The sequence below is a fragment of the Adhaeretor mobilis genome (assembly GCF_007741515.1).
In the GTDB taxonomy this organism is placed as follows: Bacteria; Planctomycetota; Planctomycetia; order Pirellulales; family Lacipirellulaceae; genus Adhaeretor; species Adhaeretor mobilis.
In genome coordinates this window covers 5,421,393-5,442,716 of record NZ_CP036263.1, presented here as the reverse complement: position 1 = coordinate 5,442,716, position 21,324 = coordinate 5,421,393, and the positions used below count along the sequence as shown (strand labels likewise).

14 protein-coding genes are annotated in these 21,324 nt (G+C 55.8%); all 14 read right to left on the bottom strand.

Annotated features, from left to right (window positions below):
- Positions 1–34: 34 nt before the first annotated feature.
- Positions 35–994: a prenyltransferase/squalene oxidase repeat-containing protein gene (locus HG15A2_RS21390; protein ID WP_145063150.1), complete on the bottom strand. Its 960-nt coding sequence runs from the start codon at positions 992–994 to the stop codon at positions 35–37.
- 200 nt (positions 995–1,194) lie between these two features.
- Entirely contained in the window at positions 1,195–1,629 is a 435-nt protein-coding gene (locus HG15A2_RS21385) for an acyl-CoA thioesterase (protein WP_145063148.1), read from the bottom strand.
- 74 nt (positions 1,630–1,703) lie between these two features.
- The gene (gene rpsR / locus HG15A2_RS21380; protein WP_145063146.1) at positions 1,704–1,949 is read right to left on the bottom strand and encodes a 30S ribosomal protein S18; all 246 of its coding nucleotides are present in this window, start codon (positions 1,947–1,949) and stop codon (positions 1,704–1,706) included.
- A 300-nt stretch (positions 1,950–2,249) separates the two neighbouring features.
- On the bottom strand, positions 2,250–2,936 hold the full coding sequence (locus tag HG15A2_RS21375) for a response regulator transcription factor (protein WP_145063144.1): 687 nt from the start codon (positions 2,934–2,936) through the stop codon (positions 2,250–2,252).
- Positions 2,937–3,288: 352 nt separating this feature from the next.
- Positions 3,289–3,909 (bottom strand): response regulator transcription factor, encoded by a 621-nt coding sequence (locus HG15A2_RS21370; protein ID WP_218932157.1) that lies wholly within the window; start codon positions 3,907–3,909, stop codon positions 3,289–3,291.
- Positions 3,902–5,959, bottom strand: coding sequence for a PAS domain-containing sensor histidine kinase (locus tag HG15A2_RS21365; protein WP_218932156.1), 2,058 nt, complete (start codon positions 5,957–5,959; stop codon positions 3,902–3,904). Before HG15A2_RS21365 ends, HG15A2_RS21370 begins: the two co-directional genes overlap by 8 nt.
- 173 nt (positions 5,960–6,132) lie before the next feature.
- Complete coding sequence (locus HG15A2_RS21360) at positions 6,133–7,434, bottom strand: glycosyltransferase family 4 protein (protein WP_145063138.1); 1,302 nt, start codon at positions 7,432–7,434, stop codon at positions 6,133–6,135.
- Between the two features lie 172 nt (positions 7,435–7,606).
- The gene (locus HG15A2_RS21355; RefSeq protein ID WP_145063136.1) at positions 7,607–9,229 is read right to left on the bottom strand and encodes a sodium:solute symporter family protein; all 1,623 of its coding nucleotides are present in this window, start codon (positions 9,227–9,229) and stop codon (positions 7,607–7,609) included.
- The gene (locus tag HG15A2_RS21350) at positions 9,226–9,459 is read right to left on the bottom strand and encodes a DUF3311 domain-containing protein (protein WP_145063134.1); all 234 of its coding nucleotides are present in this window, start codon (positions 9,457–9,459) and stop codon (positions 9,226–9,228) included. Before HG15A2_RS21350 ends, HG15A2_RS21355 begins: the two co-directional genes overlap by 4 nt.
- 225 nt (positions 9,460–9,684) lie before the next feature.
- A complete protein-coding gene (locus HG15A2_RS21345) occupies positions 9,685–10,992 on the bottom strand; it encodes an NAD(P)/FAD-dependent oxidoreductase (protein ID WP_145063132.1) in 1,308 nt (435 codons plus the stop codon).
- A gap of 147 nt (positions 10,993–11,139) precedes the next feature.
- The gene (locus tag HG15A2_RS21340; protein WP_145063130.1) at positions 11,140–11,664 is read right to left on the bottom strand and encodes a hypothetical protein; all 525 of its coding nucleotides are present in this window, start codon (positions 11,662–11,664) and stop codon (positions 11,140–11,142) included.
- A gap of 106 nt (positions 11,665–11,770) precedes the next feature.
- The gene (locus HG15A2_RS21335) at positions 11,771–13,579 is read right to left on the bottom strand and encodes a polyprenyl synthetase family protein (protein ID WP_391483908.1); all 1,809 of its coding nucleotides are present in this window, start codon (positions 13,577–13,579) and stop codon (positions 11,771–11,773) included.
- A gap of 67 nt (positions 13,580–13,646) precedes the next feature.
- The gene (locus tag HG15A2_RS21330) at positions 13,647–15,665 is read right to left on the bottom strand and encodes a prenyltransferase/squalene oxidase repeat-containing protein (protein ID WP_145063128.1); all 2,019 of its coding nucleotides are present in this window, start codon (positions 15,663–15,665) and stop codon (positions 13,647–13,649) included.
- A 183-nt stretch (positions 15,666–15,848) separates the two neighbouring features.
- A complete protein-coding gene (locus HG15A2_RS21325) occupies positions 15,849–20,831 on the bottom strand; it encodes a G8 domain-containing protein (RefSeq protein ID WP_145063126.1) in 4,983 nt (1,660 codons plus the stop codon).
- Between the last annotated feature and the right edge of the window lie 493 nt (positions 20,832–21,324).

Sequence of the window (21,324 nt, the reverse complement as noted above, 5' to 3'; positions counted from 1 at the left end):
GCCAAGGGCGAGCTTGCCGAACACTCGGCTCAAATTAGCTCTGACCACAGAGCCCCAGCACGCCCAGCCCGTAGAACGTGTACTCCACGTCGGCAATTTGGTCCCAGGCCGCAGCCAGGAAACCGCCGGTCGGTTGTTCAACGCTTTGGGCGAACTTTCGTGCTGCAGCCTGGTCGAACTCATCAAGCCGGCCGAGTGTATGCAAGGATTGCATCGCGGTGAATGTGCTCAACAGATCGGCAATCGGGATGCGCGTGTTCGCCGGTACGCCCCCCTCCTCATTCTGCATTTCGAGTAGGAACTCAGCCGCGTTGTTGGAAATGTCTAGTGAGAGCGCTGGCAGCGTAGCTCCTTTCTCCAGAAACACGGCTTCGAGTAACTTCAATCCGCCAATAGCCGCTGCCGTGGGATTCACGCCGCTGCGCTTCATTACGCGTATCTCAACGAAGCCGCCATCCTCGCGCTGCTGTGAAAGCAGGAAATCGCGCAGCGATGCGGGCTCCGGAGGAGTTTCCTCCAGCAGCTGATAGACCAGCAATGCAAGGAAGCTTTGATAGGTGCTGGCGGCTGCTCCTTCAATCGTCTTCGCATAGCCGCCATCAGCAGTGCGTAATTGCTCAAGCAGGCCTAGCACATTCGCTTGCCAGTCGTCACCAGCGGAGGCGAGCGGATCGATGCCTGCGGACATGTCGAGTTGCTTCGCAGAGAGCACGAGCGAGATGAGATCGATCACACTCGCGTTCCCATGTAGCCGACTGCTCAGGAAGTTTGCCGCTTGGTCAGCCACCTCACCCTGTAATTCACCTAGTACAGCCAAACTGCGCAGCGCAAATGCCGAGTAGTACAAGTCGCTTGGCCCGTCACGCCCGGCGAAACCACCGTCGTCCTGCTGCTGAGCCTTGAGCCATTTGGCCTGCCGCTCACGCAGCTCAACCTCCGGCTCCAGGCCTTGGGCAACTGAAAGTACTAGCTGCAACAAGTAAGAGTTGGTCATGGCGACAACGAACAATGAATAAAGGTGTCACACATAGACAGAGAAACTTTGAATTCCCCATCATGTCATATCGACCGAGCGACAGCGACCGAGATATCGAGTCTCAACTCTAGTTCGGACCAGATTCCTCCGCCGCTGAGACGGCTGTCGGAGTGACAGGTGAGCGTACTCCGCGCTACTGCGCGGGGGAAATTCGATCATCACGCTGCATAGGTCTTCAACTTCTCAACAATATCACTCGGCAAAGGTACGGCAGCGATTGGCTCGCCCGGGGTCACGCTGCAACATACGGCGGTGATCGCGCCGGTGGCGACTTCGCGGCCTTCGCACGTGAACCGGAAATCATAACTCACACTGCTGGTGCCGATCTTGGTGACCCTGATCGCGATGTCGAGAATATCTTCGCTTCGAGCTGGGGAGTGGAAGTCGCACGAGACGCTCACACGCGGGAAGCTCAGCTTCTGGCCTTCGTGTTCGGTGTGAACGCTAAACCCGAGTGAGCGAATCATCTCGTGCTCGGCCGACTCCATGTAATGGAAGAACGACGCGAAGTGCATGATGCCGGCCATGTCGGTGTCATGGAACTCGACAAGTCTCTGCGTTTTGAAAGGTGCGTTTCCTGTAGGCTCAGACATCGGTGGAGCCCTCGGCAGGGGAAACAGCGCATTGAAGAATCAGCGCAAACAACAATCAACATTTGAAAGAGAAACTAGCTACCAACATACGGCAGCAAAGCCATGAAACGGGCTCGCTTGATCGCTTTGGAGACGGCATGCTGGCTAGCCGCTTGGCAGCCGGTCTTGCGACGGCTAACGATACGCCCGTGACGATTGGTCAGCTTGCCTAGTAGGTCGAGGTCTTTGTAATCGACAAACATAGGGCGGGGCCGGACCCCATCCACACAAACGGGATCTTTGCGAGCGGTTCGAACGTTATTGCGGGGGCGTTTAGCCATAGCGAGTGAGCAGCAGTTTCGTGGGTTGGAAACGGGTAAGTGGCAGAGTTGGTAACTCTGGGCGTAGCTCCGAATTTTAGCTAAAACAAGCCGCTTCACAAGCCGTAATGGGCCGAATAAGGCCTTTTTGCCGCTCACGGCTTAGCAGCGCCACTGGGAAGGTCCCCCCTTCGCAGCAGCGAAAAGCCCTACCCAACAGGAAAACCGGCCGTTGGCTCGTGCCAACGACCGGATTCATGGGTCCGCATATCTCTGCTCTGTTCCAGCAGAGAAGTGAGGCCCTAAGCTGAGAATGCCAGCCTAAGCAACGCGTTCAAACGGCAGGGCCAGCCAAGCTTCGTTCGAGTCTTTCTTAGGCAGCAGTTTATGCTCGTACTCCACGACCATGCGTGTGAGCTGGGCGACCGAATCCGCTTCCATCACGTCGAAAACACGACGGCGGCGGTTTTCTACGGTTCGCAGGCTCACATCCAGTCGTTTAGCAATCGTTCGATTCTTCTCCCCAGCCAGCATCAGCTGCAAGACGGCCCGATCTTGCGGCGAAAGCCGCTTGAGGCGTTCTTCCAGCGATGCCTGGTGTTTGGAAAGCCGTAGTTCCTTCTCGCTCTTGCAGATTGCTTCCTGAACGTGTGTCCACAGGTCGTCGTCCGCATAGGGCTTATCGAGTACCGATACGGCACCGCTGCGAATGGACTTCACTGTGACGGAGGTTTCTGCATAAGCCGTAATGATCACCACGGGCAGGTTCAGCCCACGTTCGATCATGCGGCGATGCAGTTCCAAACCGTCGGCTTCGGGCATCCTGAGATCGAGCACAACGCAGCCAGGGCGATCGTTGGAAGCATTCTCCAGGAATTCCTCAGCCGTGTTGTAAGAGCGAACCTGGTAGCCAAAGGTGTGGACCAATTCCGATACGGCACGACAGGCCTGTGGATCGTCGTCCACGACGTATACAACGGCATCTTCACTAATTCGCTTTTCAGACATTTTACTATTCCTCCTCGAAAGTCGACCTACCACAGCAAAGCGTGCTGGGCTGAGGTCGCTCGCAGAATTGATGATGAAGAGAAGCACCTACTTGGTGCTTCCGACCGCGACGAGTTCCGGTTCGCCAGCGGTGCGAGTAATGAAACTATAGAGGGTAGCTTCTGCGGTTATAGTCCGCACTTCCCGCAGTGGAATTGTGGGTTGCCGCTGAAAAGCAGGCTGTGGTTGCCCATTCAATGGGAAACCCGTGCCAACAAGTGAGCAATTGGTAGGCAGGAGATCACGATTCCTACCCGAAAGAAACACTCGGTAAGCGGCAACTGCTAGCAACGCGGTTGGACATCTAGGCCACTCAGCTGCCTTCCTGCTCGACCATCAGCGACATCCGCACCAACTCGGCCACTGAATCGGCCTTCATCTTGGAAAACACGCGGCTGCGGTGATTTTCGACGGTGCGAATGCTCACGTCCATCTTTCGCGCGATGACCTTATTGGCATCGCCGACCACGATGCATTCGAGGACCGCCTGCTCCTTATTGGTGAGGCTATCCAGCCGCTCGCGAACACTCATGCACGACAATTCCTGCTCGTAGGTATCCTTGTCGATCTCCAGCCCGTTGCGTGCCGCAGTCCACAAGGCATTCGGATCGCAAGGCTTTTCCAGCAATGTAAACGCCCCATTCTTCATGGCACGTACGGTCGACGCGGTCGATGCATGGGCAGTGATCACCACAACGGACATTTTAATGCCGAGCGAGTGCAGATGTTCCTGCAGTTCTGTGCCGCTCATTCCCAGCATGCAGAGATCGGTCACGAGACATGCAGGGCGGCGCCCATCGTAGGCTTCGAGGAAGCTCTCAGCGGAATCGAAAGCAACCAAATCGGCGTCAAGCGTTTCTAGTAGTACGGAGGCTCCCTTACGAATCTGCTCGTCGTCGTCTACTACGTAAATGATTCCGCGCTGTTCACTCACTTTTAGAATCCTCATTCAACTCGGCCTGACCGGATACTACCGATTGAGAAGCGGCCCGCGCTCCTGGGTAGGGCAATTCTAAAACGAAGCAGGCTCCCGGGGCGGGTGCATTGGATTTGGCATAAAGCGTGCCGCGATGTGCCTCGGCAATGGTTCGAGAAACGGTTAGCCCCATGCCGGTGCCCCCCGACCTGGAAGTAACAAATGCGTCGAAAACGCTTTCCAGCTCATCTGCGGAAATACCAGTCCCTGAATCCTCGAATTCAATACGTACCATCTTACCATCCACTCCTGAGCGAATGGTTAACTTGCGCTGTTGGATAGGAACATCGGCAACCGCTTCACACGCATTGGTGATGAGGCTGACGATAATTTGTTGCAACTGGATGCGATCCCCCTGCACCCAGGGCAAATCGCTTGCCAAGTGCATCTCTGGGTAAAGATGCGCTCTTCGCGTCTCAAATGCAAGTATTTCTAGGGATTCTCGTACAAGATCGTTAATGAAGAGCTTCTCCAGCTTCACATCACTTGGCTTGGTGAAGTCTCGCAGACGGCGAATTATTGTGGCGGTACGGGTCACTGCCTCAGAGATTTCGCGCATACAGTCCACGGATGTCTCGACGCCGCCCGGCTTGCCCATCTCCAAGTGTCGTCTTGCCGCCTCGGCAAACGCACTGGCGGCATGCAGTGGTTGATGGATTTCATGAGCAATTCCGGCAACCAATTCGCCCATAATCGCCCGTCGCGATACATGCTCTAGCAGCAACTCTTTCTGGCGGACTTTGTCCTCGGCTTCTTTCAAAGCGGTGACGTCTCTCCCCACAGAGAGGTATGACTCCGGATTCCCCTGCTCATCAAAAAAAGCACGATCCGTCCACTGGGCCCAGCTCACCACCCCACCCTCGCGATGGATACGGTGCTCGTAGGTCACACTGTTTTTCTCGGGAGTAAGCTGCGCCATAGCGGTTTCGAAGACAGCGGCGTCTTCTTTTACCAGGATTGGCATGAACGAGCAATTCACCAACTCGCTGGCCGGCTTTCCGATATATCGAGCGTACGACTCGTTGACGAACGTCCTCTTGAGGTCGGGCGTCCAACGCACGATAAACTCCGCCTGCTTTTCAACCAGATCGCGATAACGCTCTTCGCTTTCACTTAGTTGCACATTCGTCGCTTGCAACTCGGCCGTGCGATTAGCCACCCGCTGCTCCAGTTCTTCGCGCAGCTGTTGTAACTCGTTAGTCGCGGTGGTGAGCTCGGTAATATCGCGCGCAATGCCTTCCATCGACTCGTAATTGCCAGCGGAATCGTACAGTTGACGTTCCTGCACTTCAACAATTAGTTTTTCGCCTTCTTGGTTGTCGATCTCAACAACGAGCTTGTGGAAGGGTTTTCCTGCGGCCACGGCTCCTTCAACTTTTTCAGCTTCATCACGCCCTAGATTGTCTGCCTTGACAAAGTCGCGCCAGTTACGTCCCACCACCATCTCGGGATCGTAACCGAGAACATCCTTGATTGATGGGCTTGCGTAGGTGACTTCGCCGTCGGGGCTATGCGTGAAGATGAAGTAGTCCCCTCGGATGCCCTCCACAAGCCGACGATACTTCTGCTCGCTTTCTAGAACCGATAGCTCTGCCTCTACGCGGGCTGTCTCGTCATACGCCATTCGCTCGGTGGCAACCTGTGTACCACTCTCGTCGTAGATGTTGCGTTCCTGGGTTACGAAATAGGCGAGAGTACCGTCGCGCCGACGCGCTGTATGACGCTTGATAGGTTGATCTCGGAGTGGCCATGTCTTATCCGTCAGGCCCTGAATCAGCGCGTGGTCTGGGTGGTCGAGAGCCAAAAAGTCCACCGCCGGGCGACCAACCAACTCGCTAGGTTGGTACCCCAGCAACTCCATTGAATTGGCGGACACAAAAGTAATGATCCCATTGGGATCAAGTCGCAGACACAGGCATTCCTGCTGCCAAGTCTCGAACCACCCTTGAAAGTCAAATGAGGCGCTAGCCGCGTTTGTATCTGTCCCAGGTTTCGATTGACGATGCATGGAGAAAAGCTGATTGCAACAGGCTGCTGGACAGGGAAACCGACTTGCCACCATTCTAGCCAAGAATGCATCGCATAGGGAAATGGAATACCAAGGCACTCCCCGAGCCGAGGTGCGTGAGCACAGGTTTTTCCAATCGAGGTTCTAGCCGGTTTCACACCAGGCACTTCCCTCTAAGAAACGAGCTCCCGATACAACCCCAAGGTCTGCTCTGCCATCTTCTGGGCCTGATATCGCTCCTTTACCGCCGCATGGCCCGCGGCGCCGAGGGCCGCTCGCTGAGCGTGATCGTCGAGAAGTTTTTCGAGCTTTGAAGCTAGATCGGTCGCATCGAGAGGCTCATGCAACAGTCCGCCGCCCGTTTGCTCGACGAGCTCCGGGAATGTGCCATGAGCAGGCACCACTACCGGCGTACCGTTGGCGAGCGATTCCAACATGGGTAAGCCCTTGCTCTCCCGATAGACTGTCGGCGTGCTCATGATGTCCAGCGACAGCAAGTACGCGATTTTCCCCGCGCGGTCCAGTTCGCCATGGTAGGTAAATCGATCTGCGAGCGGTCCCCGTGCGATGCGTTTCTCTAGATCGGCAAAATAGCGCCGGTCGCCAGCCCCTAAGTAGCCTGCTGCGTGAAGTTCAAAAAGTTTGTCGGGCGAGCGAGCGGCCAATAATTCACACGCTCCTACAAGTAGATGAAGCCCTTTGTCGTGGCAAATTCTTGCCAAGTAGCCAATTCGCAGCGGCTCATGGTCGCCGCGTTCACTGCCTGACTTCGGCTCGGTAGCATGCCCTGCGAGGTCCAGCCCGTGAGGGATCACGTGAATGCGTTCGCGCGGCACCGCCAGGTAATCGGCCATGAAATCGGCGTAGTAACCGTTGAGTGCGGTGAAGGCGTGGACCTCAGCAGCACGCTCTTTGAGCATCTCTCGAGCTTGCTGATAATAAGGCGGTGTGAGTTGTTCCAGGAAAATGTCTTCACCGGAGAGCGAACAAACCACGGGCGGACCGCAGCGCTCGGCAATCATCCGCGCGAGTCCCAACATCATCGAATTGGAGAGGTGCACCACATCGGGCTGTACTTCCTCGAGTAGCCAATCGACTAGCTTCACCAGTTCTTTGCGTTGATTGCCTTGCTCTCCTTTGAGCATCGATACAGTCATCGGGCCCAGCTTCTTCGCGTCAACACTCGCGCCGCGGCCGGCCAACACAAGCAGCAGGACAGGGTGGTCTAACCAACGGTCCAGCCAACGCGGCGTGTAGCGAAACAGCGGCACTTTCTGCTGCAAATAAGCATTGATCCCCCCAAAAAACACGCGAGGTTCGCTCATGTCGCGCTCATCGGTACGGATGGGTGTGTAAATCGGCACGAGTGTGACGTCCTCACCCAGCTTCAACAATGCGGCGGCTAGGGTATTGTCGTGTAGACAACTCCCGCAATACATCCCCGCAGCCCCCGCAGCTAAGTAGGCGATTTTCATTCGGAGCCAGATACCGGGAAAGAGTGAATCGCAAAGGACGCTAAGAGCGCCAAGGTAATATAACTTACCACTAAGTACACGAAGGGCACTAAGAAGTATTTACCTAGTGTTCTTTGTGAACTTTGTGGTAGTAGAGTTTCTTGGCGCTCTTAGCGTCCTTTGCGGTTCAAACTCAAATGATGTCGTCTGAGAAAAACTTCCGAAGCGTCTCTTCCTTGGGCGGCGAAGTCACCAACGATACGCCCACCAAAGCAATAGCCGACATGGCAAAAATTGCCGCTACGGGCATCACTTCATGGCCGAGCAAATCGATCGTGTAGGTGCGATTCGCGCCGTAGCCTGCCTCGCGGAAAAAGTACAACCAAGCACCGATCGTGGCCAACACACAGGCGAAGGCACCGTGCTTTGTGAGCCCACGCCAATACACTGCTGCCACCACCAGTGGGAAGAGGCTGGCGAAGCCCGTGAAGCACCACACGCCAAGGGTGAACACACTCTTCGACTCAAACAGGCTTAGCCAGTAGGTCAGTGCTACGATGGCAATGATGAATCCCCGCGTGAGCATTACTTCCTGCCGATCAGTGAAACGACCCTCTTTCGCATAGTGCGTGGCGATGTCATTCGTGAACATCGTGCCGATACACAAGAACTGACTGTCCAGGGAAGACATGATAGCTGCCAGCACTCCGGCGGTGAGCAACCCGCCCAGAATGGGCCCGGTGAGATTCTTAACCAACACGGTTAGTACGGCATTGGGGTTCTTCGGCAACGGGATGTTCGCTGGGATCAAATCGCTCGTGGCCCACACGCCAATCAGCACGCAGGGCACCCACACGATCATGATGAACAGAGGATGGGCGACCACTGAAAGCCGAAAGCTCTTCGCGCTTTTGGCGGTTAGCCAGTGCTGGAACAAATGCGGGAACATACCTACCGAGAGCGGAATGAGCAGATAGCTGAAGAACTTGGTCTTCGACATTTCGACGCGGGTCGCCTTGTCCTCAGGGATCGCTTCGCCGAGCTTTCTTAAGTTGTCCAGCAGCGATTCTTCCCCACCCAGTCTGCTGGCAATCACGCAGAACGTGACCACGCCGAGCACCATAAACACAATCGTCTGAAACGCATTCGCCCAAGCCGTGCCCCGCATGCCGCCGAAGAACACGTAGCTGAGCACCACGCAACACACGACCAGCGAGCCAAATTCTTTGGGAAACCCGCCGCTGGTGGCTGGGGATTCAGTCACGAAACGCTGAACATCGGGAAACGCTCCGGCGGTCATCGTTTGAATGACTGTGCCGCTGCCCATCACGCCGATTAGTAAGTAGGGAATCACCAGTGATACGAGAATAGGGAACAGCAGCAGCCCAATGAGGTCGCTATCCAACCGATCGCGAAAGAACTGGATCTGCGTGGCGTAACCGTAGCGCTTGCCAAACGACCAGAGTCGGATGCCCACCAGAAAGAAGCAAAGCGAATGAATAATGCCGCTGGAGGAGGCCAGCATGCCGTAAACGCCGATGCCTTCTTTGTAAGCCTCGCCCGTGGAACCCAGCAGTGCGAACGCCGTCATCGTAGTGCCGAAAATCGACATCAAAAGTAGGAACGGGCCGATGGAATGGCTTGCTAGCTGATAGTCGCTTTTCGTGCCCGTGAACAGTCGGCTAGCAAAGAAGCCAAGCAGAATTAGCAGCAACAGGTAACCCGCAATGATCCAAAACTCAGTGAGCCCGGCGGGTGCTTCACCGACTTCAGTAGCTAGGGTTAGGGAACTTGTGCGGAGAGATACGAAGCTCATACGGACTGCTCCCCCTTCGTGCTCTCATGAGAGACCTTTTCATCCAGTCCCTTGGGCCAACAAAACAGGACGACCAGAAACCAAGTTGTTGCCGCGGCCACCGAAATACAGGCGTGATAGAACAGCCCCACCGGAATGAACCCGAAGACGAGCGTGCCGTCGTCCCAAAACCAATTGTCCTGATGCAAGATAAGCAACAGGATCACCAACGGCCAAATAAAACGAAGCATGGTAACTTTCAAAGCAAGAGGCTTGGTACTTCCGTATGCCACAAGTCTAGCTAGCCGCGGGGCCATTTTGAACCGCAAAGAACACAAAGAGCGCCAAGGAAGTACTACAAACCACAAAGGACACATAGAGCACAAAGGGAAATTGAGTAGCAGATTATCGGGGAAGCGATGTCCCGGCAATATAATACTCAATCTACTCTTGCTTCGTCCTCTCTGTGGTTAGTTCTACTTGGCGATCTTTGCGTTCTTTGCGGTTAATTTGTTTTGCGCCGCGAGCCACGGCTCTAGGTCGTCGAATATCTTCCCCTCGCGACCGTCAAAGACGCGCCCTATCAATAAGTCTACCAATTCCTCTTGATGCTGTGGGTGCTCTGCGATGAACTTGCCGACGCGAAACTCCGGTGTGTAGAACGCATACACCAGCCTGCGAATGAGTGCCGTTTGTTTCGCAAAGCCGTCGACCCAGCTTCCCAGAGACTCGCCAGAAGTATCGCCCGATTTCAGCGCCGCGATCACACAATCGGCAGCCAATTCCGCCGACTTCAAAGCGAAGTAAACGCCCGAGGAGTACACCGGGTCGATAAATCCCCACGCATCGCCCACGAGCACCCAACCATTGCCGCTCGATTGTTCGGTGGTATAGGAAAACTCCTTGGCGGCAACGATGCCCTCGGTCGCTTCGGCACCCGCCAGACGCTCACTCACGCCGGGGCACTTGGCAAGCTCTTCGGTGAAAGTTTTTTCGAAGTCCCCGCGGCCCTTAAGTAAGTAGTCGCGATCAGCAACGACTCCCACGCTCACTAGGTTGTTCGCTTGCGGGATATACCAAAACCATGCAGATTGGTCTTCGTTGTGCAGGATGATCGTCTTTACCCCGCCGCCGGACTCGTCACGCTCAGCGTCGCGATAATGTCGCCAGAGAGAAGCTTTTTTCAGCCGCGGGTTTATCGTGCGCCCCCCAACTCTCGTGCCCAGCACGGCTTGCTGCCCTGTGGCGTCCACGATCACCTTGGCTCGTACTTCTTGTGTTTGCACGGCTCCGGCTTCATTAGTGCCATGCTCGTCCGTGAATTGCAGGCGAGCGCCCACGGCACGTTTCTCCTTGCCTGTTGAATCGTCAAATAGAACTTCCAGTACGCGCACGCAATCGAAAGTGTGAACGCCTTTCTCGGTAGCGTTATCGAACAGCATTTGGTCGAACTCAGCCCGATCTACGTGCCAAGTTTGGCTGCTCTCGCGATCGTCGTGCGTTCGAAAGAAAAACGGGGCGGATTCCTTACCCGTGTGATTCACAAACTGCACGCCAACCTTCTTCGCGAAATTGCTCTGCTTGAGCTTGTCGAGCACGCCGAGTCGCTGGAACGTCCAGTACGTTTCTGGCATGAGCGATTCGCCGATGTGAGGTCGCGGGAACTTCTCCCGCTCCACCATCAGCGTTTTCAGCCCCGCTTGCGCTACCAGAGCCGCCGTGGTAGAACCGGCGGGCCCTCCGCCCATAACTAGACAATCGTATTGGTCGTCGATTACTGGCATGCGATCTCAATCGTGTAGGAGAAAATAGAACTGACGGAGTTCTGAACCGCAAAGTACACTAAGGGGGCGACGTTGGCTCATTGGTATATGCTGAAGCCCACTCTTGGTGTCCTTCGTGATCTTCGTGGTTAGTGAAACTGAGCTGATTTACTGCGTCACGATTTCTAGCAATTCGACAGCTGGGGTGCCCTCTACCAAAATGCGGGCACTGCGGGCATAAACGGCGGCTCCCTCGGGCGCTTTCAGCTTTGACCGCAGTATTTCGCTGGGGTTCACTCGCCATAAACCGATTAGTTCAACGGCACGCAATACATGGTGTCGAATGAGAATTCGCCCTAGTGGCAAGGCTTGCGACTCGATTTCTAGCCGCACGATTTCCGGCAGGCCGGCCAGATCGATACGCATGATGCCGTATTGTACGATGCCACCATCTCGTTGTCGGGCGAGCAGGCTTTCGCGGGCGTATACGTCCCCCTCACTATGTTCTCGTTGCACCCGCACATCGACCAAGCTATTGTGCCACGCTTCGAGCGTCACAGTCATGTGATCGTTGTGAGCCAGCAGCGACCTAAATGTCTCGGGCAGGTCGTCCGCCTCGACGGAAGAGAACAGGCCCAACGCGGCAGGCGTGTCATAGAACAGCTCAACAAGTGGGGAGTAGTCGGCGGGCATGGTTTTAGAGTTGCTTGCCCCTGGGTTGATTGTCTTTGATCTCTTCACTTCAACCGCTACGCTTGCGGTTTCGCCGCCTAAGGGTGGGACTGCGAACAGCTGGCGGCTAACTCGCTAACGTGGGCGTCACAAGAACCGGCTCAGTCTCCGCTTGCCGCTCAAGTACCGTGTCGATCAAGTAGTACAGTAAACGCCGCAGCGGTTCAGGCTCAACCGAGTCGGCTAATTGCTCGGCTCGCACTTGATACTTATCTACCAATTGGTGGGCTTTCTCGAAGACGCCTGCCTGTTGGTAGAGTCGCCGGATTTCTTGGACGCGTACCGCATTATCGAGCGAATCGTTCTCCGCGAGTTCAGTTAACCTGTCGCGATCATCTCCTTCGAGCGATTCGGTAGCCAACGCCCAAAGCAACGTGGGCCGACCTCCCAATGCGTCGAGACCGGCGGCCAGTTTGTTGTCATCGTCCCCGTGCCAGTCCTTCAAATCATTGAGTACTTGGAACGCAACGCCTAAATGCTTGGCAAGCTGCTTGAGCGGTACCTCAAGCTCTCCTAGCGGCTGTGCACAACGCACGCCACATAGCAGAGCTGCCTCAAACGCGGGAGCCGTCTTCAAGGCGTAGATCTTCAGCGCGTCTAGTGGACTAAGCGGTTTATTGCGAGCGTCGCGCCATAGGAGCTCCGCCCCTTGCCCCTCGCTGAGCCGCAAATGAGCATCTGCCAAGCGGTCGAGTAAGTCGGCGCACGTCTCGCCGCCCATTTCGGCAGCTTCGCGGCTCACGAGTCGATAGCCGAGCCCGATCAGATAGTCGCCCACATTGATCGCCGTGGCCGTGCCGTACTTGCGGTGCAGGGTTGGCTCGCCGTAACGGTGGGCGTCGTCGTCTTGGATATCATCATGGACGAGCGAGGCCTTGTGGAAGGTCTCGATCGAAAGTGCCACGCTCTTCACAAAGCTAGGAATCTTGGTAGCGGCTGTCGCACCATCGTAAGTGGTCGCATTACCGCCAGTGAGCGCATCGTAGGCAGCCAGCGTGATGAATGGTCGTGCGTATTTACCGCCGCGTGCGAGAAAGTCATGCGAGATGGCTTCGGTCGCAGCCACTGGGTCGAGCCCGCCAATGCCTTCGCCGTTCATCTCAGCAAGCGACGGTCCGCTGCGCACGCGAGGAACGATTTTCTTGAGCCCGTCAGCTTCAAACATGCCGCTCGCGGAGCGCAATAGATGCAGATAGGTATTTGTCTGCGTAGTGACCGGTGCTTGCTGAATGCCGATGAGCTCGCTGACCCACGGTTCGTCGACCGAGGTGTTGCGACAATCGCTAGAGAGCAGGGGCACCGCCATGCAGGGAATACCAGCTAACAGTACTTTGTCGATAGCCTTTTCCAACACGTTTAAGCACGCGACACCCACGATCGCATCGACGTAGCCGCTTACGATGATTTTCATCACTATCGGCGAGCCCTCAGCCACGAGTACCTTATAGCCAAGTTCCTCAGCCTGGGTGCGAAAGTCGGCAATGCTACACGCGCCGCAAGTCTTGCAATCGAGCCCAAACTGGTCGTAATCGGCCGGGCAACCTTCGGCATGTTTCAGGCAATGCGGTAGCAAGAACAATCGTCGCGAAGGTGGGGTTGCGGCGACTTGGTCTCGCCAGAACTCGCTAGAGAGCACAACCATAATCCAGCCGAGATAGCCTTCGGGTTGATTTTGGTCCGTGAGCAATCCGCGGGCGATTCGCTCTAGCTCTTCTTTGGAAAGTGGGCTGCTCTTATCGAGCTTCGCGGCCGTTTGCTGGCACACTTTGCGAAGTTGCTCTCGCAGATCCAGCGTGGGGGGCACATCCTTGAGATGGCTCGTACGACGACGCTTTTTTCGCGTAGCTTCTCGAGGCGTAGAGGTTTTTGTCGGCACTGGGTGTGTGGCCTCAAGGGTCAGTTCACTATTGCTGCTCAGCGGCGAAATACTAGTTGCGAGCCGACTAAACCGTGGCAGCCAGCGCCGCTGTGGTCGATTGCATCGCTAGCTGGGAAGCATGACGTAAAGTCTGTGTCGCAAAAATCTGCGGGTACAACTCTTCATAATACCAAAGCTTCGCAAAATAGAAACCGATGGCGGCAGGCTCGGTATGCCGGCCCGATTCAACCCTGTCGCACAGCCACTCGACGCCTTGCTGCACGGATTGGGCGATCTTTGCATCCTGCCCTGCCCAAGGAAGTAACGCCTCGACCGCCAGGGCCGTTTCCTCGACACTACATACAGCGTGGCCATCTTCCTTGGGGTGCAGTTTCGTGATGCGTTTCTTGGCCACATCCGCGACACCCCAGCCGCCACAAGCGTGTTGCACGCCGGCAAGCCAGTTGACGGCCTTCACCAGCACATCATTGTCGACGGCGAAACCGCAAGCGTCATGGCGGGCAGGTTCCAAGGCTAGCAGCACCTTCGACGTGCCGTAGACGGGATTCGATTCGTCTGGCTGCATGGCATTTCCGAACCACAGTGGGTTCCAGCGGCCGTCAGGTTTCTGTTCCTTAATTAGGAATTGCGTAGCCGAGCTCACTGCCGCTTCGATGCGTGCGCTACGCGGCGGGTCGTTCCGCTTGAGATGAAGTTGCTGTTGCCATTGGCGCCAGGACCGGATCGCATGCGCCGTGATGTCCGTGCTGCTACGGTCAAAGGGAAGCTTCCCCCATCCGCGACAAAAAGTCGGCATGCCACCATCGGCGTTTTGTAGATCCAGCAGCCAATCAATACCAGCGAGTGCCGCTTTCTGAATCGCCTCGCAGCGCACATTCGGGTAAAGTTCTCGCCAAGTGGACAAGGCCAATAGCGCGGCTGAAGTATCGTCTGCGTCGGGCACGCCGCCGGACAGATCGGTCCACGCCCAACCACCCGCTTGGGCTCCGGTGTAAGGGTGCTGCCTCTTCAGCTGGCAATCAAGTAACCAATCGAGTGTTTGCAACTCCTCTTCGGTGGGTGCTGCGTCGTGACCTTCTTTGTGTCGGCCCGTTCCAGTGAAATCTGCATCGAACTCCCAATCGAGCGCGCTCACCGCTTGCGAGGTGTTCCAGGTCGCCAAATTGGTATCGATCGGCCAACTACCATCGGCACGCACTGACGCGAGTAGGAACTCCACGCCGTTCCGCACAACCGACGAATCAGCTTGCCCAATGCTGGCGAGGCTCATCACGACAAAGCTGGTGAGTGGCGTCGCTTCGAGGAAACCGCCGCTCGCGGGTTGTATCTCTTCGAGAACGTCGAGTGTACGTTGCTTCGAGCGATCTCGCAGGAACTTCGTGAGCGGATTCCAAGTGGGATGGTGATGATGCCGCGCTTGTCCGATTGCTACGAGTGCCGGAATGGCGTAGCTCACCACAGGCAAACCCAGTTTGTGGTACCAGCGTTGCGGTAGCGCGGCCAGCTCGAAGGGCAGGGCGGAAACTTTGCTCCAGGGGACCAAGCCGGCGAGGGCGCAATTGGCCAAAATCGGTGCGGCGAATGTTTTGTCTCGGCCGTAGCGGTCTCTCAATCCAACTACGCCGCCTTGCACCTTGACATATTCCTGAGCCCGTTCGAGCATACCTGTGTACTTCGCGGGCACGCCTGTGAGATGGAACGCCGCCTCGACGAGCATCGTGGTCGCAATGTTCGACGGGCTGAGATCCGTATCGCCCCAGCCACCGTCGTCGTTTTGTTGTTTTGCCAGGTAGCCCAGGCTTTGAGTGAACAGTTCGCTCAGCTCATTTCGCATCATGACGCCGGTAAACCAAGCTGTATCTGTCTTGCCGTCAGCGTGCTGGTCGTCGTCAACGTGTTGCTCCGCCAGCGCGAGCGCACTAATAGCCGTAGCCGTGGAAAGCGGCGAGCTGGAGAGACGGCCCTCGAAAACGCCATCTTGGTTACGAGCCGCTAGCAATGTTTGCCGCGCGGTGTGAAAGGCGGCGTCGATCCGCGGGCCGTCTAGTGACGACGCGGAGAGGCCTGCCGGGTTGGAACGCATACGAGCCAGAAGGCTCCGGGGTGAGGTGATCGGGCCGGTCGCGGGAGCGATTAGCCGAGGTGCAATCTTAGGCACAGCCGCGAGGGTTGTCGAGCGACAACTTGCCGCAATCGACGTAAAGCTTTTGTTACCAGCGGCTTACAGTGTATTTTCCCTGAATAGAGCGTTACCGGTGCACTAAGGCTAGGCCCCGGGGAGCCCAACGACTCCCAAAATCTGAGGCAGTGTCACCGTATCGTCCGGGGCAATCTCCCCTGCTATTGTCTTGCCGAAATTCGTACGGAGCTGCGCCGTGGTGAGTCCTATGTACTCCTCAGGAATATGCGCCGCGGACTCTGGGAAGGGGATTGCATTTGGCAGTTGAGTGTTGAAGTAGACCCGTTGGTTGTCGAAGCTTCCATAGTTTAGCGTCACAGAATTCGAAGCGAACAAATGGCTGATACTTCCGTGGTTGGCAACAACGCTAAAGCCAACGACGACTTCATGCTGATTTATGTTACCCAATAATTCTGGAGCAGGCTTCGCAAAAATTGGACTTCCTTGGATAACAATTTTGCGATTTTCACTCGCAGCTGGTTTAATGTGGATTGCAGTTATTGCTTCAAAATAGCCATTGTTGACGACCGAGTCCCCGCCGCGAGCCACACGTATGCCATGATAGTACCCTGCTACGTGAAGACTGTCGTACACGATTGACTTAGTGACAAAATTCGATTGCACCCCAGTATCCTCGAATTTGCCGACATCGTTCACAATCGTCAAATTACGGAGCACGGTTTGGTTGGTGTAAGGGAGGTTAACTCCTACCGTATTGTTGTAAAACTGCGAGTCACTGAAGACACTTTGCACGTCGTGCGTTGCATCCCGTAAATGATATCGGACTGTCAGCCCAGCAGCCGAGGAATAGCCCTGATTCCCGTGGAATGCGACTACGGGGACGTGGTCTGCCAGGATCGAGTTCTGCCCATCAGCGATTGAGGGATCTACCAGACTTGCAGTCGGGAAGTGGGCACGCTGCCCGCCGAACCCAAAGCCACGTGTATAGAAGAAAAAGGCGCTTCCCTGCGACCCACTGGCGACATTGTCCACGACCGAGATGCCCGCTCCCTGGAACCAAAAGCCGTCTCCGCCATGACCGAAGTCTTGCAACCTTTGGCGAGAGTCGGGGTCTTCTCCGGTGCCACTGGTCGAGATGGCAATGTTGCGTGCAAAGCTGCCAATCTCGTCGCCCACTTCCGTGGTGAAGGCCGCGCCAGTCACATCGTAGGCAACATTCTCTGTGAAGTTGACGTAGCTGCTGTGGTTCACATACCCCCAGCCGGCGTTATCCGTCACCACGCTGCCATGAACCACGGCAGGCGCGCTATCGGCAACGGTGCCGTTACGATGGAAGTGAATCGCATAGCGGGCCCTATTGTTCGTACCGGTGCCTGCGACCAAGTCCCAGTTCTCATCGACTTCCGAGTCGTTCACGGAAATGAGCTTGTTGGTTCGGCCCAGCTTGTCGAACGTGGCGTAGCTGACGTTGACATCGCGGTTGTGCATGAACATCACATGGCCTCGGCGGGCGATCTCATCTGCGTCGGAGCTAATGACAATGTTTCGCGTCAAGTTGGCGACATGCACTTGCCCGCTAGGTGTGGGCAACGCGTGATCGAAGTCCAGCGGGGCGAAGGCAATCGTGCTGCCCACAATGGCCGTGATGGTTCGCTGTTCGCTCTCGTCCGCTTCACTGGAAGTACCGGCGATGACTATCTGGTCACCCAAGTTCCAGCCCGTGGGAACGCTCTCTAGTTGCAAGGTAGTTGCTCCAGCAGCGAGTGCTCCTGAGGTGAGCAAATGCGAAGTGGTCTCCGCACCGTGGATCTCCACCGAACCATGCGTAATCAGGCCCCGACTGATGCCGTACGGATCCCACGAGCGATCGATCGCACCTCTGTCGGTGAACGTGAGCTGGGCAGTCACATCGTGGAAAATCGGGGTGTCGGCGGTGCCGATCTCTAGTCTACCGACTTCCGACACGATCATCGTGTCCACCTTTAGCTGAGTATCCTCATCAGTCGCAAACGAAAGTGTGCCATCGACTCTTACGGTTTCTAGTTCCGCGCCGATAACTTGGTCGACTTGAACTTCTACGCCCACCGGAATCAGCACACGTGCGCCAGGTTGCGGAGCCACACCGTCCTCCCAGATACTCGAGTCAGACCAGTCGCCATCAGCCAGTGCGGTGTGCGTGACCTCGTCGTAACGCACAAGTTCGAATAGCGATAGGTGCTCCTCCTGTTTGCTGGCGTCGCGTGCATGGGGGATCAAGGTATGCAGGGACTCGTCAGGCGCAATATCGCGTAGATGATCGAGCGAGTCAATCAGAGCAAATCCCTCGACCACGGGTACGTAATCGACGATCGATTCGGTCGAGTAGTGGTGGTGTCCGCCGGGTGTCGTGCTGTGGTCATGAGCGGAGTGACTGTGGCCGCTGGTGCTGGCCAGGGGGTCGTAAATCGGCAAGATTCCAGGGAGCACGATCCAATCGCGATCGCCGCCACCGAGAATTTCATCAGCGACATGGTCGTCCAACACGTTCACTTGCAATTGCAATGCGTTTGCTGAGCCGGCACTCTGGATTGCAGCAATGCGAGATTCGTACGGAGAACTATCCGCCCATTGTTGCTGAAGACCGTTCAGGGCAGCCAGATCGTGAGCCACATCTGAACCGACTAGCAAGTCTTCTCCGGCTGAGCCCGTCAACTTATCTAGGCCTGTACCGCCGATCAACACATCCTTGCCAGCGCCTCCCAACAGTTCATCATTCCCTTGGCCACCAGAAAGTAGATCATCTCCTTCCTCTCCATCAAGGAGGTCATGCCCCTGATCTCCAATTAGTAAATCGTTCCCTTCACCCCCTCTAAGATCGTCGTTACCGAGGCCGCCAGCGAGTGAGTCTTGGCCGGTTCCCCCACGTAGTTGGTCCTGCCCTGCGTCCCCCTGGAGGAGGTCATTGCCAGCGCTGCCGTTTAAGACATCATCGCCCTGATTTCCATAAAGGGTGTCGTCATCTTCGCCACCAACTAGCATGTCGTTGCCTGCCCCACCACCGAGCGCGTCTCGTCCCTCCTCGCCATAGAGTCGGTCATCATCTTCGTTTCCGAAGAGCGTGTCATCTCCCGCGTTTCCATGGAGCAGGTCATCTCCTTCGTAACCTACGAGTTTATCATTCCCAGGCCCTGCATAGAGCGAGTCGTTTCCAGCGTGCCCGTAGAGACTATCATCGCCATCGCCCCCGACTAAATAGTCGTCGCCCTCTCCCCCTGCTAAATAGTCATTGTCCTCGCCGCCCACTAAATAGTCGTCATCTTCGGCGCCGATCAACCTATCGCGGCCCGCCTCACCAAAGAGTCGGTCCTTGCCTGCGTCACCAAGAAGTAGGTCGTCTCCCACGCTACCATAGAGCAGGTCATCTCCTTCGTAACCTACGAGTTTATCATTCCCAGGCCCTGCATAGAGCGAGTCGTTTCCAGCGTGCCCGTAGAGACCATCATCACCATCGCCCCCGACTAAATAGTCATTGCCTTCTCCCCCGGCTAGATAGTCGTTCCCTTCGCCGCCTTCCAGGTGGTCGTCATCTCCAGCACCAATCAAAGTATCGTGGCCCGCCTCACCAAAGAGTCGGTCTTTGCCTGCGTCACCGAGAAGTAGGTCGTCTCCCACGCTACCATAGAGCAGGTCATCTCCTTCGTAACCTACGAGTTTATCATTCCCAGGCCCTGCATAGAGCGAGTCGTTTCCAGCGTGCCCGTAGAGACCATCATCACCATCGCCCCCGACTAAATAGTCATTGCCTTCTCCCCCGGCTAGATAGTCGTTCCCTTCGCCGCCTTCCAGGTGGTCGTCATCTCCAGCACCAATCAAAGTATCGTGGCCCGTATCGCCATAGAGTCGGTCCTTGCCTTCGTTGCCGAAAATCCTGTCATCTCCTGCGTTTCCATAGAGCAGGTCATCTCCTTCGAAACCGACGAGTTTGTCGTCACCCGCTCCTGCCACTAAGGTATCGTTCCCAGCATGACCGTACAGTACATCGTTGCCCTCCGCTCCACTGAGGTAATCGTCTCCCGCTTCGCCGATCAAATAATCGTTACCTTCACCCCCTTTAAGCTGGTCGTTGCCGATCCCGCCGGACAATTCATCGCTGCCGAGCTCTCCATAAAGTCGGTCTTCACCGTTGTCGCCGAAGAGCTTGTCATCGCCTGTCGATCCATACAAAATATCATTGCCCTCTCCCCCGGCGAGTTGGTCATCGCCTGAGCCTCCGTATAGGGCATCATTCCCATCATCGCCCGAGAGTAGGTCTTCGCCAGATTCTCCAGCCAAATAATCCGCCCCCTTACCTCCGTAGAGATGGTCATCATCTGTGCCGCCACGTAGCTCATCGTTTTCACTTCCACCAAACAGCGTGTCTTCACCTGCTTCGCCGAATAGTAGATCAACTCCCTCGTTTCCGAGCAGCACGTCGCTTCCTTCTGAGCCCCACATCCTGTCGCTACCCTGGCCACCTTCTAGATGATCGTTCCCCGAACCTCCGATTAGCGAATCGACTCCGTCGTGGCCTAAGAGTATATCGTCTCCCGATCCGGCGAGCAGATAATCATCCCCTTCCTCACCATGAAGCTCGTCGTTGCCTTCAGCGCCATACAAGGAATCGTCACCAGAGCCGCCGAGCAGGCGATCAGCTCCTAGTCCTCCATAAAGCCTGTCGTTTGCGGAGCCTCCTTGCAATGTGTCGTTACCCAGATCACCAAAGGCCACTACGCTGAGATCGGTCGAGTTGCTGAACGAATCGTCGCCCCCCTTACCATAGAAAACGATGGAACTCACAACCGCCTTGTCGAACGTAGCCTTGAGTTCCTCACCAGCCAACTGATAACTCACGTGGATTTCGCCAGCAACGGCTTCCGAAACAACTGCCGTATCGGCCAGTTCCGATCCGATGATAGTGATCTTAGAATTAACGGGGTTCCAGTAAAGTTGGTTGGTGCTCAGCAGGCGACGCTCTTCCAGCGTTTCGATATCCAACGAGCGCTTTGAGTCGGGAAGGCTGGTCGCACTTCTAGGTGACCTTAAACCGAGCAAGTTGAGGATGCTTTGTAGAAGGGTAGTTAACCTAGCCATCAATCTATACCTGGGTTGAATTTCGGATTGAATTCGACGAAAAGGAGATCCGAACTTGTCGAATCAACTCGTGAAAAGTACTTGGTGTCGATTGCACTACCACGCATAACATGCGCAAGCAGGTCGCGGTTGATTGCCACCGACAGCACCTTGCCGCCATGACACTTGCTGTCATGACAAGAAAGGCCTAGTTCAGAGATGTCTGTTCCAAAAGACGAGTCGACCAGTGTCCCCTACTTTATGTAATCGACCGATAGGGTGAGTTAAGCAAACTTTAATGGTCAGGTAAAGGCTTGTTTGGGAAGGTTGCGGGGATTGGTGAGTTATCTGGACTCTAGACGGGCTCTCCTGACTTCATCAATTGCGGGAAGTACCCGCCGGGTAGGAGGCCAGAAATTCCAATAATACGCCAGAATCAGAGGGGTTTCACGATTGTCATCGTCGCCGCGATGCTTGCGTTCATGCAGTACAATAGTGTGTACCCACTACCGAG

What these genes read in the sequence shown, in the direction of transcription:
- HG15A2_RS21390 (WP_145063150.1), bottom strand. Translation starts at nt 994, where the DNA reads ATGACCAACTCTTACTTGTTGCAGCTAGTACTTTCAGTTGCCCAAGGC.
- rpsR (WP_145063146.1), bottom strand. Translation starts at nt 1,949, where the DNA reads ATGGCTAAACGCCCCCGCAATAACGTTCGAACCGCTCGCAAAGATCCC.
- HG15A2_RS21365 (WP_218932156.1), bottom strand. Translation starts at nt 5,959, where the DNA reads ATGCATCGTCAATCGAAACCTGGGACAGATACAAACGCGGCTAGCGCC.
- HG15A2_RS21330 (WP_145063128.1), bottom strand. Translation starts at nt 15,665, where the DNA reads ATGCGTTCCAACCCGGCAGGCCTCTCCGCGTCGTCACTAGACGGCCCG.
- HG15A2_RS21350 (WP_145063134.1), bottom strand. Translation starts at nt 9,459, where the DNA reads ATGCTTCGTTTTATTTGGCCGTTGGTGATCCTGTTGCTTATCTTGCAT.
- HG15A2_RS21325 (WP_145063126.1), bottom strand. Translation starts at nt 20,831, where the DNA reads ATGGCTAGGTTAACTACCCTTCTACAAAGCATCCTCAACTTGCTCGGT.
- HG15A2_RS21340 (WP_145063130.1), bottom strand. Translation starts at nt 11,664, where the DNA reads ATGCCCGCCGACTACTCCCCACTTGTTGAGCTGTTCTATGACACGCCT.
- HG15A2_RS21355 (WP_145063136.1), bottom strand. Translation starts at nt 9,229, where the DNA reads ATGAGCTTCGTATCTCTCCGCACAAGTTCCCTAACCCTAGCTACTGAA.
- HG15A2_RS21360 (WP_145063138.1), bottom strand. Translation starts at nt 7,434, where the DNA reads ATGAAAATCGCCTACTTAGCTGCGGGGGCTGCGGGGATGTATTGCGGG.
- HG15A2_RS21385 (WP_145063148.1), bottom strand. Translation starts at nt 1,629, where the DNA reads ATGTCTGAGCCTACAGGAAACGCACCTTTCAAAACGCAGAGACTTGTC.
- HG15A2_RS21345 (WP_145063132.1), bottom strand. Translation starts at nt 10,992, where the DNA reads ATGCCAGTAATCGACGACCAATACGATTGTCTAGTTATGGGCGGAGGG.
- HG15A2_RS21375 (WP_145063144.1), bottom strand. Translation starts at nt 2,936, where the DNA reads ATGTCTGAAAAGCGAATTAGTGAAGATGCCGTTGTATACGTCGTGGAC.